Genomic DNA, 15231 nt, shown 5'->3' on the forward strand with positions numbered 1-15231 from the left:
TCAACTATTACAAAGTCGATACATAATCGGCTCTAATATCAAGGTATAGTCGTGTCATTTTGGCGTTAATTATCTTGAAAAACACCGTTTATTTAGCCTGTTAGGCATTGCTGTCTCAAAGCAGTCTCTCTAGAATTTTGAGCTTTAATTAACCACCTTTATTAACAGAATGATCGTAATGCGATATCCCTTCGCAGTGTCAACGGAGAAAAGTAGTGTCAACATCGTATTCAAGTGAGCAAAACAACAGTTGGAAGTTCGTTTTGTTGCTTGCCATCATCGCAGTGGTATTTAGTGGGTTATTCGACCACGACGTCTGGACGCCCGACGAACCTCGTGTGGCTGCCATTATTCATAGCATGTACATCACAGGTGACTTCATCATCCCTCAGTTTGCTGGCATTTCATTTGTAGAAAAGCCGCCTGTGTTCTTTATCATCTCAACCGTATTAATGCACGCAACGGGACTTGACGCCATCATGGCTGGGCGACTTGCTCTTTCCTTGTTGTGTCTGGGATCACTTGCCGCTACATATCGAATCGCTTACCTATTTAAAGGAGAGAATTTCGCATGGATGGCACTGGCAGTACTTGGGACACTTGAAGGTTTTATCCTCAACTTTCATTGGTTGCGAGTTGATGCTGCATTAATGTTTACTACAATCGCTGCAACTTGGGCCTTTAGTGAAGCCTACCTACGCCAAAAGTTAGGCTATTTAATTGTGGCAGGTGCATTTACTGGGCTGGCCTTCTTAAGTAAAGGGCCAGTCGCCATCGTGCTTTGTATAGGTCTAGCATGGGTACCGTTAGTATTACGAGCTTTAACCCTAAGAAAACAGTTTCCTGAACAAGCGACCTCAACCAGCCAGTTTGTACTAATGCATGTGATTGGTATCAGTGTGATGTGTTTAGTCGCCGCGAGTTGGATTTATCCTTTCTACAAGACGGCTTCTCCAGAGCTTTGGAAAGCATGGTTTTGGGATAATCAGGTAGGCCGACTGACAGGCTCTGCAACAAATACTCTCGGCCACAATAACGCGGGAAAACCTTTCTATTATGTCAAAGGCATACTGGAATACAGTGCGCCATGGACACCACTATTATTACTGTGGCTAGGCAACTTTATCTATAAGCTACGCCAACCAAAACAGCTCTCTTGGACGGATGGCTTCTTCGCTTTTTGGTTCGCTATCGCTATCTTTGTCCTGTCTTACTCAGTGACAAAGCGTTCTATGTACTTAGCGCCGCTAATGCCGCTGTTTGCTCTTATTATTGCAGATGCGTTAACAAGCTTCTCTGGCAAATGGTTTAACTGGTACCGCAAAGGCTGGCTTGCGCTAATGTCATTAGTTCTGATTGCATTTGCTGTTGTGCCTTTATGGTCAGGATTTTTGCCAACGAGAAAAATTCCACCAGCACTAATGGAATGGTTGAGTACGTGGCACTTGGTAGCATTGTTACCTATCGCCGCTATCGTTTTGATGGTGCTCGTAGAACGTAAGCCATGGCCGCAATGGAGCAAGATGGCAATCATCACTGCCCTATTCTTCTCAAGTGCCTTTAACTACTTGTTCCCAGCGATTGATATTGCAAAAGACATGAAGCCGGACTTAAAAGCTTTTGTTGAGCAAGTGCCAGTAGAAAAAAGAGACCGTATTGCAAGCGTGCGTTTCTCAGAAACTATGACGTCGATATTCTTCCTCTACCATGACTGGGCAGTTCCACAAGTCAGTGTTGAGCGTGCACAGGCCATTTTAGATGGAGTGGACCCTGACTACGATTACCTGTTACTCGATAGAAGTAACTCAACAACTGACATAATCAAGTTCACGCCATTCCGTGAGGATACACAATACAAGATCCTCGCAAAAGGAACGCCTCGAAGTGACAAAGAAAAGGATGCGGTTTTTTGGCTTTCTGGACAATAACCGAAACTAAATTGTCATAAAACATTTCAGCCCTCTAGAAATAGAGGGCTTTTTCTATCTAAGACTTGTTGCACAGATCACAATAACGTCAACCTACATCGCTGATTCTACGCAGTCGTTAATATTTAGTTGCAAACCACCCTCACGCATCTAACTGAAAATAAAGTTATTATCTTAGTGAGCTAAGGCAACAATATTCCTTCCTAATGACCTCTTTGGTTCTATATAGTCTTTGCATTTGATTGGAGTTATTGAAGCCTTTATCATTTTTCAAATACGGTTGATATACCACACGACATATTTTAAAGTCTACCTCTTGGCAGTCTGGCTAACTGTCATAAAAGTCAGATAGACTCAAAACCAAATAAATAAAAACAACGTCACAGGCACATAAACATGTTCGAACAAAAGACATTTCAGTTAATGAAGAACACTCTTGAAGGCAAGGTGAAGAATATCGATGTCATCCCACGATGCAGCAAAGAGTCACTAATTGAGGCCATTCATAGCGCATCAACTGTTAATGACTTAATCGGAATCAATAAAGCGATTCTGCGCCTCATTAGTAAGGCTTAGCTGGTGCTTTGGGACGGGTAGTTGACCTGTCCCTTTTTAATTAGCGTTTAATTGATGAATGCGGACCTGGTAATTTCAATTTAGGTTGAAATTCACCTTTCGCTCCCATGTCCACAATGGTGTACTCGTTGTAACGCTCGGTGCAGTCATAGCGACTCTGGCTTAGTTTATGAGCGTTAATCATCAGCTCTTCTAACTCAAGATTATATTGATGAAACTCTTCTTCGGTTAATGTCAGCTTTGCGCTAATCAAGTAAACATTATTATCGTCAGGATCTATCTCCTGGACTTCGGCCTTTAGAGCATCAATCACTTGGTTTTTAAAGAAATTTGAGAACTGGCTATGCTTTCCAAATGCAATGTGCCGTGGTACCGACAGCTTAAACTCCAATCCCTCAGAGAGTGCAATCAACCCAACATTTTCCAAATCACGTAAATAAAGGTACATAGATTGTTTATCTAAGTCATAACGCTGCATGAGGTCGTCTGCACTAAGGTACTCATCAATAATGCCAGCTATTAGTGTATAAAGCTCCGGCGATTGACAAAACGCGCTATCTTGTTGTTCTGTGTAGGTTGGCACTTCACTGACAGCGTTTTCTGCATTCAAAACAATGGTCGATAACGGTGTTTGGATCAGAGCTGCAATGTCATTCATCCGACTAATGGAAAGCGGCTGATGTAAGTTGAGCATCCGTTTTACACTGACTTCCGACACCTGAAGTGCTTTAGCAACATCCAAGTAAGACATTTTTGAGTTTTTCAGCGCTCTTTTTAACTCTTCGCAAATCTGTTTAGCGATGGCATCCATTGTACAAATGTCCCAAGTTTCTTATCGTGCCACCTAAAGTATCACATTAAGACCTAATTTTGTTTCCAATTGAGGAAACGAATCAATATGCGACCATAAAAACTCAACCACACTATATTAGGTCGCCTTATGATGAACACTATTTTCGATTTTGTCCCCGAACTACAACGACGCAGCTATCAAGAGAATTTAGCTCCAAAAGCTCAATCTGGCTTTTTCAACTCGACACAAAAAAGCCAGCTTAAATTAGCTGGCTTGGCAATCATTGTGGTGGTCTTAAGTGGACTTTTATTTCGCTTTTACATATAAGTCCTTGGAGTAGATTCGCCCTTCAACATTATTCATTGGAAACCCGCCGACCGTCGGCCTTACTAAGCGAGCTTGCATGTAATAATAGATTGGCGCAATCGGCATATCCTGGGCTAACAAGGATTCTGCCTGATCGTAAAAACGCGCTCGCTCTTCGTCTGTTGTTGCAGCGAGTGCTCCATCAATAATCTTGTCGTAAGCCTTGCTCTTGTAAAACGCTCGGTTGCCCGCATTATCAGACGTCATCAGACTTAAGAACGTAGATGCTTCATTGTAGTCTCCGCACCAAGAAGTACGAAGTACGTCAAAGTTACCTTCACGACGAGCCACCAAGTATGATTTCCACTCTTGATTCTCTAACTCTACTTTTGCCCCCAAGTTTTTATTCAGCATTGACGCAATCGCTACAGCAATTGATTTATTGCTTTCGCTTGTATTGTATAGAAGTTTAATGTCCAGTGGGTTGGCATCGTTGTACCCTGCTTCAGCGAGTAACTTCTTAGCCTTCTCATCACGTTGTTTTTGTGTCCACTTGCTGTAATCAGGTTGCGTCGCGTCAAAGCCCGCTACATATTTGTGAGCAAACGTATAAGCAGGAAGATTTCCAACTTGTGTTACACCATCTGTAATCACATCACGCATAATGGTGTAGGAAACCGCTTGACGCACTTTTGGATCATTAAATGGCGCTTTGGTCGTATTGAAAGCGTAGTAGTAGGTACACAGCAAAGGAACAACGGTATAGGCATCCGGCTGTTCTTTCTTGAGCTTTGGTGCCATTGCAGTTGGTACATCCGAGGTAATGTCCACTTCTCCAGAGGCGTAGCGGTTCATCGCTGCTGTTTGACTTTCAAATGGAATATAAGTGACTTGATTGAGTACCGTATGATCGTTATCCCAGTACTGATTGTTTCTCGCCAGTTCAATACGTTCGTTAATGACCCAGTTCTTTAGCACAAACGCGCCGTTAGAAACCATATTCCCTGGCCTGGTCCACTTATCTCCAAATTGCTCTAGGTTTGACTTATGGACCGGCATCATTGATGAATGTGCAGTCATAGCGACAAAATACGGCACCTGACTGTCCAGCTCATACTTTAAGGTGTAATCATCCACAGCTTTCACCCCTAACGAATCTAGCGGCGCTTCTCCATTAATAATGGCTTGAATATTCTTAATTTTGGTCAGCTTTAAATACCAACCATTAGCCGAGGCAAAGTTAGGATCGGCGGCTCTTTTAAGGCTATAAACGAAATCTTGCGCGGTAACCGGATCGCCATTTGACCACTTCGCATCTTTTCTTAAGTGAAAGACAAAGGTTTTGTTGTCACTAGTTTCCCAAGACTCGGCAACACCGGGAATGACATTTCCTTCTTTGTCTTGAATCACTAGACCTTCAAATAAGTCCCTTAGAACATGCATTTCTGGTAGTCCCTCAGCATTAGCCGGGTCCAGCGTTGCTACTTCCGCATCGTTGCCACGTACGATTTTTTGAGTCTCAGCCAGTTGTGTGCCATCGGGCACCGTCGCACTCTGTACTGAAAACGTCGCTGCAATGAGCGCTGAGAGAATCGATACTTTCCATGAAGTAGTGTGTTTCATCCTAAACCGCCTGATTGGTGTCGTTATTATAAATTTGCCCTTTGGTCATAGATAACACATTGGTTTCTTTACAACTAAAAGGCTTTCAATAGCATTACATCACTATTTATGGCATATATAACCACAGAATGCCGTGAGGAAAGGCAAGAAGTTGGGATGTAGAAAATGGATAATGCAAATCAAACAAAGCCGCAATTACGCCCAAGGGCACTAAGGGCAGAATTTCAAAACAAACCAGAAACATATGGTCACTCTGTTTTAGGCGCACCATTATTGTACTTTCCGGCCCAAATCAACTCACCGGAGCGAGGACTCATACTGGCAGGTACCCACGGAGATGAGACCGCATCCATTACCGCGTTGTCGTGTGCCCTTCGTACCCTGCCTGCTGAATACCTGAAACACGATGTTATCTTATCAATGAACCCTGATGGCAATCAGCTGGGGACTCGCGCCAATGCCAATCAAGTCGATCTAAATAGAGCTTTCCCGACGAAGACATGGACGGACAAAGGAACAGTATATCGCTGGAGTACCTCAGCAAGTGAACGTGACGTCAAAGTAAAAACTGGTAATGTGACTACTCTTGAACCAGAGATTAGTGCCCTTGTTGACTTGATCGAGGCTCGAAGACCACAGTTTGTCGTATCACTTCATGAACCATTAGCCTGTATCGATGATCCGGAACATTCTGACTTAGGTAAGTGGCTTGCAAAGCGTTTCTCACTGCCTTTGATTGACGATGTCGGGTATGACACGCCTGGTTCGTTTGGGAGTTGGTGTGACGAGAAAGGACTGCCTTGTATCACACTCGAATTTCCTGCCATTTCAGCGGACAATGCGATAGAAGAACAGTTAGAAGCACTTATCGATTTGTTGCAATACAGTTCAACAAGTGCTTAATCACAACGGTTACTTGTCATTGCGACGTTTGAATTTGCGGCCAAGATAAACCACACCGACTAATAATGCGATGTAGTAAAAAAACTGGCTAACATACATACCAATTTCATCTTTGTTCGGTAGATTCACGTGCTCCCAAAATGTGAATACCTGTTCCGATTTACCCGAATCAAAAATCATCCAGACGGTCACCGCCAGACAGACACCCATGAATACCAAATTTCTCATTTACTACACGTGCTCCATTCATTGACTCTCTTACCTTAGCCACTTATTGGACGTGGGTGAGAGCGAGTAATCTGACAAGACTATCAGTGAAGATAAACAAAATCAGTGATTCATACCCGTTAATTTTCAATCCCGTTAAAATTAATCTAGATTACTTTACATTTTTGGACATGATTTCACTTGACGTTTATGACTAACAAGATAACGTAAGCACTCATTTTGAACACGACGGCTTTGGTTTGCATACATTTAGGCAATCTATTTTTCGCACACTCTTCCTACTCACTGCCATTTTGGTAGTGATGTTTTGTGCGCTAAAAACGAACGTTGCATACCACAGCCAACTGGTAGAAGTCGCACCAACACCCGCACCTTATATGAGCGAGGCGGCCCTGTTCAACTCCAATTCCATCGAGAAAATCGTCCATAACATCACCCCAGTTGATGAACCATGTCGATTGACACAAAAGTTGCTTGGACAATCTTTTGCTCATTTAGAAACCTTTACTCCGCTTCTGTTTTTGGTCGCTTTGTTAGCACTGCTCTCTGAGCGCAAAGTTAAGCCAGCCCACACTCGCCGAAGCGATACCTATCCTCCTAAGCTCAGGCTTCACGTAACTCACTGTACTTTCCGGGAATAAAACGCCTCCAACTTAGGTCTATTTATTACTTATTGGAGATTACTGTGTCTTATACAAACACAATGTTAACGACTCGCACTACGCGTAGCCGTCTTTTAATGTCGCTTTGTCGACAAACATTTAGCACTCTAGTGCTAACTTTCGCGATCGTCTTCGTTGCACTTTACAGTGCAATGTCAAATGCGCAATCTACAGGATGGATTCAAGATCCAATGCATCCACCGGTAAAGGTTCGGCTGCTCTCTACCGGCCACCTCGATCCACAAACTAAACAGATGGAGATGGTTCTTAATGTCGAACTCGATGGAGAGTGGAAAACCTATTGGCGTAGTCCCGGTGAAGGCGGTGTCGCACCAGAATTTGATTGGAGTGCTTCGACGAATGTCGAAGCGGTAGATTGGCAATGGCCCGTACCTGCTTATTATGAGCAGCTAGGGGTGATGACTTTAGGGTACAAACACGAAGTCAGCTTTCCGATTATTGTCACCGTGACAGATACGTCCAAACCAATCTCGCTCAAAGCCAACTTGCGATTGCCAAGCTGCACCAATATCTGTGTGATAGCGGATTACCCAATTGATTTAGAGATTGATCCCAATGTTCTCTCACTAGATTCCGATGCAGCGTATCTGTTTAGTCAAGGCATGAGCTTGACGCCCAAAAAGGACAACCAAATATCCGTAGAAGCAAGCTACTGGAATCAGCAAGCACAAGAGCTTCAACTTAAGCTAACCAGCAAAACGGCTTGGAAAAAACCACAGATTTTGGTCGATGGAGACGAAGTCAGTGATGAGTTCTTCGCACAGCCCAAAATAACCATCGAAGGCAATACTCTGTATGCCAAATTTGATGTTAGCAACTGGCTTGGCGAAGCAGATATCAGTGACAAAAACATTCAAATTACCGTGTCAGATGAGCTGATATTAACGGAAACGTCAACACAAGTATCCACGATACCAATGGCCTATCCTGAGAGTGGAAGCCTCATTTGGATGATAGGATTCGCTCTTATAGGCGGTCTGATTCTCAATATCATGCCTTGTGTACTTCCAGTGCTTGGCATGAAGCTTAACAGTATCATCTCGGGCGTGAATCAATCGCCAAAGCAAGTTCGATTGTCATTTCTCGCTTCCTCGTTCGGCATCATCAGCTCATTCCTACTACTTGCTGGTGCCTTAACATCTCTGAAGATGGCTGGGCATATGGTTGGTTGGGGTATTCAATTCCAGAATTATTGGTTTATTGCCTTTATGGCGATAGTTACCCTATTGTTTTCAGCGAATTTGCTTGGTTTATTCAACATACAACTCCCAAGCAGCCTCAACACCTGGATGGCATCTAAAGGTGACCATAGCTATGGGGGGCATTTCGTTCAAGGGATGTTTGCAACGTTACTAGCGACACCATGTAGTGCTCCCTTCCTTGGTACTGCCGTTGCGTATGCACTGGGAGCAAGCTATACCGAGCTTTGGTTGATTTTTGTGGCACTCGGCATCGGAATGAGTTTACCGTGGCTGTTGTTTACGCTGTTCCCATCCTTGGTTAATGTCTTCCCTAAACCAGGTCCTTGGATGAACAAAGTGAAGCTAGCATTTGGTGCAATGATGTTATTGACCAGTCTTTGGTTAGTAACACTACTGTCAACCTTTATTGGTTTTGCTTTAACCGCAGCGTTGGTAGCCATTATTATCATTGCTACCCTGATACTCATTGGCAAACAATACGGGCGCAAGGCAGTAGCTGTTCTCTCTGCGCTATCGATTTTTGTCGTTGGTGGTGGACTGATCATCGGCAGTGTGACCGCAGATAAATGGTCCACGCCTATCGTTGATGATCTTCACTGGCAGAAACTGGATCGTGATCAAATACCAGAGCTCGTGGCTCAAGGAAAAACCGTATTTGTTGACGTTACTGCTGACTGGTGCATTACCTGTAAAGCCAACAAAATTGGCGTCATTCTACAAAACCCAGTTTATGAAAAACTTCAGCAATCAGACATCGTACTGATGCGTGGAGACTGGACAACGCCAAGCGACAGCGTGACTCAATACCTACAGAGCTATGGACGCTTTGGAGTGCCATTTAATATTGTCTACGGTCCAGAATATCCGCAAGGCATCCCAATGCCCGTTATTCTGACGTCAGAGGTGGTTATGCAGTCTATCGATATGGCCAGCGGAGAGACACATGAAGGCTAAATCGACCGAAGAAAAACCTTGGTCCAGCCGTCTTAAAAAATGGTCAAAAGAGCTCATCAGCATTGTTATTTTGATGACATTGGTTTCAATGGCTCTGGATTGGTATCGCAGTACATCAATGCCCAGTGGTGAAGCGCCTTCGTTAAAAGCGATGACCACCCAAGGCTTGCCTGTCGATATCATTCAACAAAGCCAGGAAAAGCCGGTTGTACTGTATTTTTGGGCGACGTGGTGTGGTGCTTGTAAATTTGTCAGCCCAACGATCAATTGGTTTGCAAGCGACCATCAGGTGCTATCTATTGCCCTATCGTCGGGTACAAATGAACGCGTCCAACAGTATATGACAGCTAAGGAATACGATTTTCCGGTGATTAACGATACAACCGGACTAATTAGTCGACAATGGAACATCAGTGTCACACCGACCGTTGTCATCATAAACAAGGGGCAGATTGAGAGTATCTCGACTGGCATCATCACGCCGATTGGGCTGTGGTTACGGATTTTATTTGCCTAGTGTTCACTGGGCATAAGGAAAAACAATGAAAAAAACACTTATTTCAATGGCGATCAGTATCGCTGCGCTACTTCCAACTCTGTCTCATGCTGCTTTAACCGCTGAGCAACAACAACAGTTAGACAGTATTCATCAGCTATTGACCGAAAACCCAGAGATCATCGGCGATCTACAGCTAAGTCTTCAACAGTATGTCGAAGGTCAAAAACAGCTTGAGAATGCAAAAAAGCAGAGTGAATCATGGCTAAACGATACGACAATTCACACTGTTCTGGGAAATACAGATGGATCGACAGTCATCGTCAATTTTACCGACTATAACTGCCCATATTGCAAGCGCTTGGATGGCGAACTGACGAAGTTAGTTGCTAACTATAAGGATTTAAAAGTCATCAATATCTATGTCCCGCTCAAGCAGCAAGTCATTGAAGGGCTCGATACTAACTCCGCAGCATTTGCCATTAAGGTTTGGCAGCAAGCACCTGAAAAGTTTGTAGAAGTGAATCGTCTACTTGTCGCGAAACCTGGTATACATACCAAAGACTCTATCGAAGCCATCGCGAAAAAGACAGATACAACACAGTATCTAACAGGTGATACGAAAATTAACGAGTCTTTAGTGAAAAACTACAAAACATTTGTTGCCTTGGGCTTACGTGGGACACCCGCTATGTTCATTGGCGATGAGCTGATTCCAGGCTATGTCCCTTACGACAAACTGGAACAGGTCATCAAAAAGAACATGGCTGAAAACGCTAGCTAATTGGCCCCCAACCATAATGCTCAGAAAGCTGATTGAGCTTTCTGAGCTCTTCTTTCGTTTCGGTCATTAGCCATTGCGCTAACTCCTCAACAATCGGTGAGCCCGTCCTCTTATGGCAGAAATAGCGCCAACTACTAAAATGGATCTGCGCATTTTTGGGGCACACAAGATACTCTCGTTCCAGTTCCGGTAAAGCAAGCAGTAAATCGGTAACGGCAACACCATGGCCTGACAAGCAAGCACTCAAGGTTAAATCCAAGGTAAAAAATGTTGAATTTCGCACCGGTTGATTACTCTTGTATTGGATTTTATCCAACCACACTCGCCAATCAATATGATCAAGTGTTGGATGCAGTCTTGGTAGCGTCAGAAGGTGTTCAATATCGCGGTTTTCACCGAGTAACTGCTGAGTACAAACAGGTGCCATGTACTCTTCTCGCATAAAGGATATTTCCGGATCGTTTTGATAAGCTTCACTTTCACGAGTGGTAAAAACGAATAGGTCATAATCGCCTTTCCTTAAACTTTCCTCTTCATCAATTACCGGAATAACGGCAATTTCATAATCAGGGAAACGCTCGTTTAGCTTCTGTATTTTCGGTAATAGCGCTCGAGTGGCATAACTTAACGCTGCGCGAATCACTATCTTGTTACTCTGGACTTCTTTCCAAGACTCAAGCAACGACTGAAGGGCCTGATAATTACGTCCCAAAACTTCAAACAGTGCTTGCCCTTTCAACGTCAGCTGAATTGAGCGATGACCACGAATAACCAATGATGCATTGAGATCATCTTCAAGTTGCTTAACTTGGCGGCTCACTGCACTTTGAGTAACGTGAAGCTCTTGCGCTGCAGAGGTAAAGCTCATATGCCTTGCTACGGTTTCAAAGACTTTTAGTGCATTGTGTGAATAGGGAATATTCGAATATAGATTCATAATTGCTCACATGATCTGAAGTCATGCCAGAGTGACACAAATGTTAATTGAACACCATAGTTATGCATATAAAATGACCTCATCATAACCTGAGGCTATCATGAAGAAAATTCTATCCCTTGCTGCACCACTTATTGTTTCTCAGCTAATTTCAATGGCGCTGGTCCTTACTGATGTTTGGATGATGGCACAATTGAGTGTGAGTGATCTTGCGGGTGGTGGTCTTGGAGCCTCAGTCTATACGTTCGTTTTCCTCATCGCAGGTTCAACCGTAGGATGTGTCGCTAACCTCATCGCCATTGCTTATGGACAAAGTGTAGCTCGCCCTGAGTATGGGTTAAAACAAGTCCGATTGGCAGTAAAAGGCGCTCTGATGTTAGCCGTGCTTCTGACTATCATCCTAACGACAGCGTTTGTTTTCGCCCCAGATTTTCTGAGAGTTGCTCAACAGCCTGAAGAAGTGATTACGGTCGCCATGGTCTACCTTGATACTTTAAAGTGGGCCATGTTGCCGACACTATTGCTGCTTATCTTGCGTGGCCTGACGAGTAACTATGGCGATGCCAAATCTGTGATGATTATGTCTCTGGTTACCGTCATTTTGAACGTCCCTTTCAGCTATTGGTTAGCATTTACTTTGGATTGGGGAATTGCCGGGCTCGGTATAGGTACCGCTCTTGCCGCAACACTGGTCTTAATTGGTTATGCGACTTGGGTATTCAAACGTCCAGTGTACTATCGGTTTGCACCTTGGCTCCATCTTGAGGAATACAACTGGCGTTTGATGCTACCGTTATTGTCGATGGGTATCCCTATTGCTATTGCAGGAGCTCTAGAAATGGGGCTGATATACGGTGGCACCTTGATGGCAGGGTTTATTGGCGTAACTGCTCTTGCCCTGCATCAAATCCTATTGCAATGCTTAAGTTTCACTTGGAATATTAATTTTGGTTTTTCTCAGGCTGCGGCCATTCTTGTGGGCAAAGAGTTCGGCAATGATAACCTCATTGGAGTCAAAGCCGTTGCGAAGCGAAGCTTCGCACTAGTGACGATACTAAGTGCTGTACTAGCGGTAGTCTTCATTGCTTGGCCGGACGCGATTGCCAGTTTGTTCCAACTGGATGGAGAAGGTGAACATGCATTAACGGACATGTTATCTTCATTGATTTGGGTTGTCGCACTGTGCTTCGTAGTAGATGCTTGGCAGTTGTTAGCCATTAACCTGCTTCGTGGCATGAAGATCGTCAAGCTTCCAACTCTAATGACCGCCATAGGATACTGGGCATTTGGTCTACCAGCCGCATGGTGGTTAATGGAACGCTATGAGCTTGCTGGTATCTGGGGCGGTATATTGGTGGGTTTAGCGGTAACTGGGTTATTGTTACTGGCGCAACTTATTGTCGAACTGCGTCCTTCAAAGACGCTAAGAGACAACGTGGTTGGCGTTGGCTAATAAACTGCTCGCATCATACTGGCAGACTTATTACCATACTCACAAACTATACTGAAATCAGGATTTAACTATGTCTCTTCCTCCTTGCCCAAACTGTCAATCTGAGTATGTGTATCAGGACCAAAGCCAACTCATCTGCCCTGAGTGTGCTCACGAATGGAATCCTAATGAAGTGCCGGAAGATGCCATCATTGTTAAAGACTCGAATGGTGCAGTATTGGAAGCTGGTGACAAGGTGACGATGATCAAAGACCTTAAAGTTAAAGGCAGCTCTCTAGTCATCAAGATTGGCACGAAAGCTGTTGTTCGCAATATCAATGATGGTAAAGACCATCAGCTTGATTGCAAGGTGGATGGTGTTGGTGAAATGATGGTGACGGCAAAGTTCGTTAAAAAAGCCTAGCCCGCGCCATTACAGCTGACAAGCCAGCAGTCTTCTAGATTGACCAATAAAAACGCACATATTTTTTCACTATATAAATAAAAAATGTGCGTTTTTTGTTGTCTGACATTAGTTGTTAGTCACGTACTGCAGAATCCCCACGATCTGTTGTGGTGTCTCAGCCCATGCCATTGCCGCGGCATCTACCTCTTTAAGAGGATGAATAATCCCTTCGTCGTGCAAAGTGATAAATGGTTTATCTAACGCGGCCAACATACCAGCATCAAACGCAGCATTCCATTGACGGTACTTGTCTCCAAACCTAACTACACCAATATCGCATTGTTTAATTAGGTTTTTAGTGCGAATCGCATTCACTTTCGATGATTGATGATCGCGCCAAAACTGGACGTCGTTAGATCTAAGGTGATCGCCCGCTGCATCGCTAGATTCATGATCCGTATTCGCGGAATAAAACTCGATATCTAACTTAAGCTCTGCAGCACCTGCGATGATTTGCTCACGCCAATCTGTATGAATCTCTCCGCTCAAATACACTTTCCAACTCATTTTATTTCCTTGTTTTATGGGTTTGTCGCAATCACATCAGCTCTTATCACCATGGTGTCGAGCACCAAATCTGCAAGCAATTTACGACTGTCTAAATAGTGCGATGTCTGTTTATGTACCTGCAGTGCGTGCAGGTCTTGGTAGATTTCGTATAGGTAGAAATCTTGGGGTGCTTCCTTATCTTGAATAACGTCAAACCGGTAACACTCAGGCTCGTTTGTCACTGAGGCTTTAGCATTTTCCATCATTACTGATTTGTAGTGCTCTTCGCTACCTGGTTTCACCCGATTTCGAACAATAATGCAATACATCTTACCCTCTCCTTGGTATGAATTTGAAATCACATATATTTATTGTATACAATTTGATTAAAAATAGAATACAAGGGATGTAAAGAATGAAAAGACCTTCTCCATTTAATGGTATGAGACACATCGCGTTAGTAGTGGAAAAGTTTGAAGAGTGTGAAGCGTTTTATACCGATATCATGGGTATGGAAGTGTTAAGAAGAGCCAATGAAAACTTGGTGTACTTAACGTGTGGCAACGATAACCTATCATTAGGAAGAGCAAAAGCTCAGCGAGTCTGCTCACCCACTAGCGTCGACCATTTTGGATTTATCGTCAACAGCAAGGAAGAGCTTCAAGAATGGTACGAATTTATGCAGGCGCGGGGCGTCACGCTATTAGACGAGCCCCACGACCATAGCGATGGCGCGCGGAGCTTTCATTGTAAAGATCCCGAGGGGCATGTCATTCAGCCCCTCTATCATCCTGTTGTTTCACACCAAACGTTCATTTAGAGCACTTGGTGTATCTGATATTACTCTTAGTGACTGTATCGTCGCTTAAGCTTCAGATTTTTCGACTTTACGATGACCTTCTTGAAGATGTACAAAATCAACAAGGTCATCGCCAGATACTTGATATGCTTGCCCAAAGCCTTTAACGAAAAGACCTTGTTCTGCTTTCAAGTTAAATAGAATGAAGTCTTGTAGTTGACTTAGACCATCAATGATTTCACCAAAGCGATCTTGCATTTGAGCAATAACAGCTTGCCATTGCTCAGTATCGCGCTCAACAATGGACGCTACAGCGTCAAACGTCAGTCGCTTGCGTGCAAAAAGCTGTTTACTGTCGCTTTCATCTTCAATCATCATTAAAGATACATTAGGATTTTTCTCAAGGTTGCGAGCATGACGAGCAATCTGAGAGATCAGAACAAAGTATCCATCCTGATTTTGGACGTAAGGCGCATAACTAACGTTTGGTCGTCCCTCTTCATCTACCGTTGCCAATTGAATGGTTTTACGTTCTTGACGAAACTCTTTGATTTCTGGGCCAAGTCGACCTTGTAAGCGTTCTTGCTTAACTTGTTGATCCATTATGAATTCCTCACTTTCTCTAATAATTA

The 15231-nt window shown here is 43.7% G+C and carries 17 protein-coding genes; 10 read left to right on the forward strand and 7 right to left on the reverse strand.

What is annotated here, in order from left to right; genetic code table 11:
* Nucleotides 1-215: 215 nt before the first annotated feature.
* Entirely contained in the window at nucleotides 216-1928 is a 1713-nt protein-coding gene (locus JKJ11_RS20855; protein WP_124941323.1) for an ArnT family glycosyltransferase, read from the forward strand.
* A 396-nt stretch (nucleotides 1929-2324) separates the two neighbouring features.
* The gene (locus tag JKJ11_RS20860; RefSeq protein WP_006069383.1) at nucleotides 2325-2504 is read left to right on the forward strand and encodes a hypothetical protein; all 180 of its coding nucleotides are present in this window, start codon (nucleotides 2325-2327) and stop codon (nucleotides 2502-2504) included.
* A 40-nt stretch (nucleotides 2505-2544) separates the two neighbouring features.
* Here JKJ11_RS20860 and JKJ11_RS20865 read toward each other — a convergent pair whose 3' ends face one another.
* Both JKJ11_RS20865 and JKJ11_RS20870 read right to left on the reverse strand, forming a co-directional pair.
* Nucleotides 2545-3315, reverse strand: a complete 771-nt coding sequence (locus JKJ11_RS20865) for a helix-turn-helix domain-containing protein (protein ID WP_031493969.1) — start codon at nucleotides 3313-3315, stop codon at nucleotides 2545-2547.
* Between the two features lie 288 nt (nucleotides 3316-3603).
* On the reverse strand, nucleotides 3604-5226 hold the full coding sequence (locus JKJ11_RS20870; RefSeq protein WP_124941324.1) for an ABC transporter substrate-binding protein: 1623 nt from the start codon (nucleotides 5224-5226) through the stop codon (nucleotides 3604-3606).
* A 165-nt stretch (nucleotides 5227-5391) separates the two neighbouring features.
* Between JKJ11_RS20870 and mpaA the strand changes: the two genes are divergently transcribed.
* Complete coding sequence (mpaA, locus tag JKJ11_RS20875) at nucleotides 5392-6129, forward strand: murein tripeptide amidase MpaA (RefSeq protein ID WP_006075218.1); 738 nt, start codon at nucleotides 5392-5394, stop codon at nucleotides 6127-6129.
* Nucleotides 6130-6138: 9 nt separating this feature from the next.
* Here mpaA and JKJ11_RS20880 read toward each other — a convergent pair whose 3' ends face one another.
* Nucleotides 6139-6357: a hypothetical protein gene (locus JKJ11_RS20880; protein ID WP_124941326.1), complete on the reverse strand. Its 219-nt coding sequence runs from the start codon at nucleotides 6355-6357 to the stop codon at nucleotides 6139-6141.
* Nucleotides 6358-6596: 239 nt separating this feature from the next.
* Here JKJ11_RS20880 and JKJ11_RS20885 point away from each other — a divergent pair, with 239 nt between their 5' ends.
* The 4 genes from JKJ11_RS20885 to JKJ11_RS20900 all read left to right on the forward strand — a co-directional run bounded on the left by JKJ11_RS20885 (nucleotide 6597) and on the right by JKJ11_RS20900 (nucleotide 10476).
* Nucleotides 6597-6998 (forward strand): hypothetical protein, encoded by a 402-nt coding sequence (locus JKJ11_RS20885; RefSeq protein WP_124941327.1) that lies wholly within the window; start codon nucleotides 6597-6599, stop codon nucleotides 6996-6998.
* A 98-nt stretch (nucleotides 6999-7096) separates the two neighbouring features.
* Nucleotides 7097-9196: a protein-disulfide reductase DsbD family protein gene (locus JKJ11_RS20890; protein WP_252040021.1), complete on the forward strand. Its 2100-nt coding sequence runs from the start codon at nucleotides 7097-7099 to the stop codon at nucleotides 9194-9196.
* Nucleotides 9186-9713, forward strand: coding sequence for a protein disulfide oxidoreductase (locus JKJ11_RS20895; protein WP_031493963.1), 528 nt, complete (start codon nucleotides 9186-9188; stop codon nucleotides 9711-9713). Before JKJ11_RS20890 ends, JKJ11_RS20895 begins: the two co-directional genes overlap by 11 nt.
* Nucleotides 9714-9738: 25 nt before the next feature.
* A complete protein-coding gene (locus JKJ11_RS20900; protein ID WP_038227142.1) occupies nucleotides 9739-10476 on the forward strand; it encodes a DsbA family protein in 738 nt (245 codons plus the stop codon).
* On the opposite strand, the gene JKJ11_RS20905 is transcribed toward JKJ11_RS20900, so the two are convergent.
* On the reverse strand, nucleotides 10469-11413 hold the full coding sequence (locus JKJ11_RS20905) for a LysR family transcriptional regulator (protein ID WP_062462021.1): 945 nt from the start codon (nucleotides 11411-11413) through the stop codon (nucleotides 10469-10471). The two genes, JKJ11_RS20900 and JKJ11_RS20905, sit on opposite strands and share 8 nt — an antisense overlap.
* A 100-nt stretch (nucleotides 11414-11513) precedes the next feature.
* Between JKJ11_RS20905 and JKJ11_RS20910 the strand changes: the two genes are divergently transcribed.
* Both JKJ11_RS20910 and JKJ11_RS20915 read left to right on the forward strand, forming a co-directional pair.
* On the forward strand, nucleotides 11514-12866 hold the full coding sequence (locus JKJ11_RS20910) for an MATE family efflux transporter (protein WP_038227144.1): 1353 nt from the start codon (nucleotides 11514-11516) through the stop codon (nucleotides 12864-12866).
* A 70-nt stretch (nucleotides 12867-12936) separates the two neighbouring features.
* On the forward strand, nucleotides 12937-13269 hold the full coding sequence (locus tag JKJ11_RS20915; RefSeq protein WP_006075210.1) for a zinc ribbon domain-containing protein YjdM: 333 nt from the start codon (nucleotides 12937-12939) through the stop codon (nucleotides 13267-13269).
* Between the two features lie 108 nt (nucleotides 13270-13377).
* On the opposite strand, the gene JKJ11_RS20920 is transcribed toward JKJ11_RS20915, so the two are convergent.
* Nucleotides 13378-13818, reverse strand: a complete 441-nt coding sequence (locus JKJ11_RS20920) for a YtoQ family protein (protein WP_198559104.1) — start codon at nucleotides 13816-13818, stop codon at nucleotides 13378-13380.
* A 14-nt stretch (nucleotides 13819-13832) separates the two neighbouring features.
* Nucleotides 13833-14129 carry a putative quinol monooxygenase gene (locus JKJ11_RS20925; RefSeq protein WP_031495897.1) on the reverse strand — a complete coding sequence of 99 codons (297 nt, stop codon included), beginning with the start codon at nucleotides 14127-14129 and terminating at the stop codon, nucleotides 13833-13835.
* 86 nt (nucleotides 14130-14215) lie between these two features.
* Here JKJ11_RS20925 and JKJ11_RS20930 point away from each other — a divergent pair, with 86 nt between their 5' ends.
* On the forward strand, nucleotides 14216-14620 hold the full coding sequence (locus JKJ11_RS20930; protein ID WP_006075207.1) for a VOC family protein: 405 nt from the start codon (nucleotides 14216-14218) through the stop codon (nucleotides 14618-14620).
* A gap of 45 nt (nucleotides 14621-14665) precedes the next feature.
* Here the strand turns inward: JKJ11_RS20930 and hutZ are convergent, their stop codons facing one another.
* Entirely contained in the window at nucleotides 14666-15202 is a 537-nt protein-coding gene (gene hutZ / locus JKJ11_RS20935) for a heme utilization protein HutZ (protein ID WP_006075206.1), read from the reverse strand.
* Nucleotides 15203-15231 lie beyond the last annotated feature (29 nt).

Origin of the sequence: Vibrio sp. SCSIO 43133, from assembly GCF_023716845.1 — a bacterium.
Lineage (GTDB): Bacteria > Pseudomonadota > Gammaproteobacteria > Enterobacterales > Vibrionaceae > Vibrio > Vibrio mediterranei.

Coding starts and splice junctions, on each gene's coding strand:
- JKJ11_RS20895 (WP_031493963.1), top strand. CDS start 9,186: ATGAAGGCTAAATCGACCGAAGAAAAACCTTGGTCCAGCCGTCTTAAA.
- hutZ (WP_006075206.1), bottom strand. CDS start 15,202: ATGGATCAACAAGTTAAGCAAGAACGCTTACAAGGTCGACTTGGCCCA.
- JKJ11_RS20900 (WP_038227142.1), top strand. CDS start 9,739: ATGAAAAAAACACTTATTTCAATGGCGATCAGTATCGCTGCGCTACTT.
- JKJ11_RS20910 (WP_038227144.1), top strand. CDS start 11,514: ATGAAGAAAATTCTATCCCTTGCTGCACCACTTATTGTTTCTCAGCTA.
- JKJ11_RS20870 (WP_124941324.1), bottom strand. CDS start 5,226: ATGAAACACACTACTTCATGGAAAGTATCGATTCTCTCAGCGCTCATT.
- JKJ11_RS20915 (WP_006075210.1), top strand. CDS start 12,937: ATGTCTCTTCCTCCTTGCCCAAACTGTCAATCTGAGTATGTGTATCAG.
- JKJ11_RS20865 (WP_031493969.1), bottom strand. CDS start 3,315: ATGGATGCCATCGCTAAACAGATTTGCGAAGAGTTAAAAAGAGCGCTG.
- JKJ11_RS20930 (WP_006075207.1), top strand. CDS start 14,216: ATGAAAAGACCTTCTCCATTTAATGGTATGAGACACATCGCGTTAGTA.
- JKJ11_RS20860 (WP_006069383.1), top strand. CDS start 2,325: ATGTTCGAACAAAAGACATTTCAGTTAATGAAGAACACTCTTGAAGGC.
- JKJ11_RS20925 (WP_031495897.1), bottom strand. CDS start 14,129: ATGTATTGCATTATTGTTCGAAATCGGGTGAAACCAGGTAGCGAAGAG.
- JKJ11_RS20920 (WP_198559104.1), bottom strand. CDS start 13,818: ATGAGTTGGAAAGTGTATTTGAGCGGAGAGATTCATACAGATTGGCGT.
- JKJ11_RS20880 (WP_124941326.1), bottom strand. CDS start 6,357: ATGAGAAATTTGGTATTCATGGGTGTCTGTCTGGCGGTGACCGTCTGG.
- mpaA (WP_006075218.1), top strand. CDS start 5,392: ATGGATAATGCAAATCAAACAAAGCCGCAATTACGCCCAAGGGCACTA.
- JKJ11_RS20890 (WP_252040021.1), top strand. CDS start 7,097: ATGTCGCTTTGTCGACAAACATTTAGCACTCTAGTGCTAACTTTCGCG.
- JKJ11_RS20905 (WP_062462021.1), bottom strand. CDS start 11,413: ATGAATCTATATTCGAATATTCCCTATTCACACAATGCACTAAAAGTC.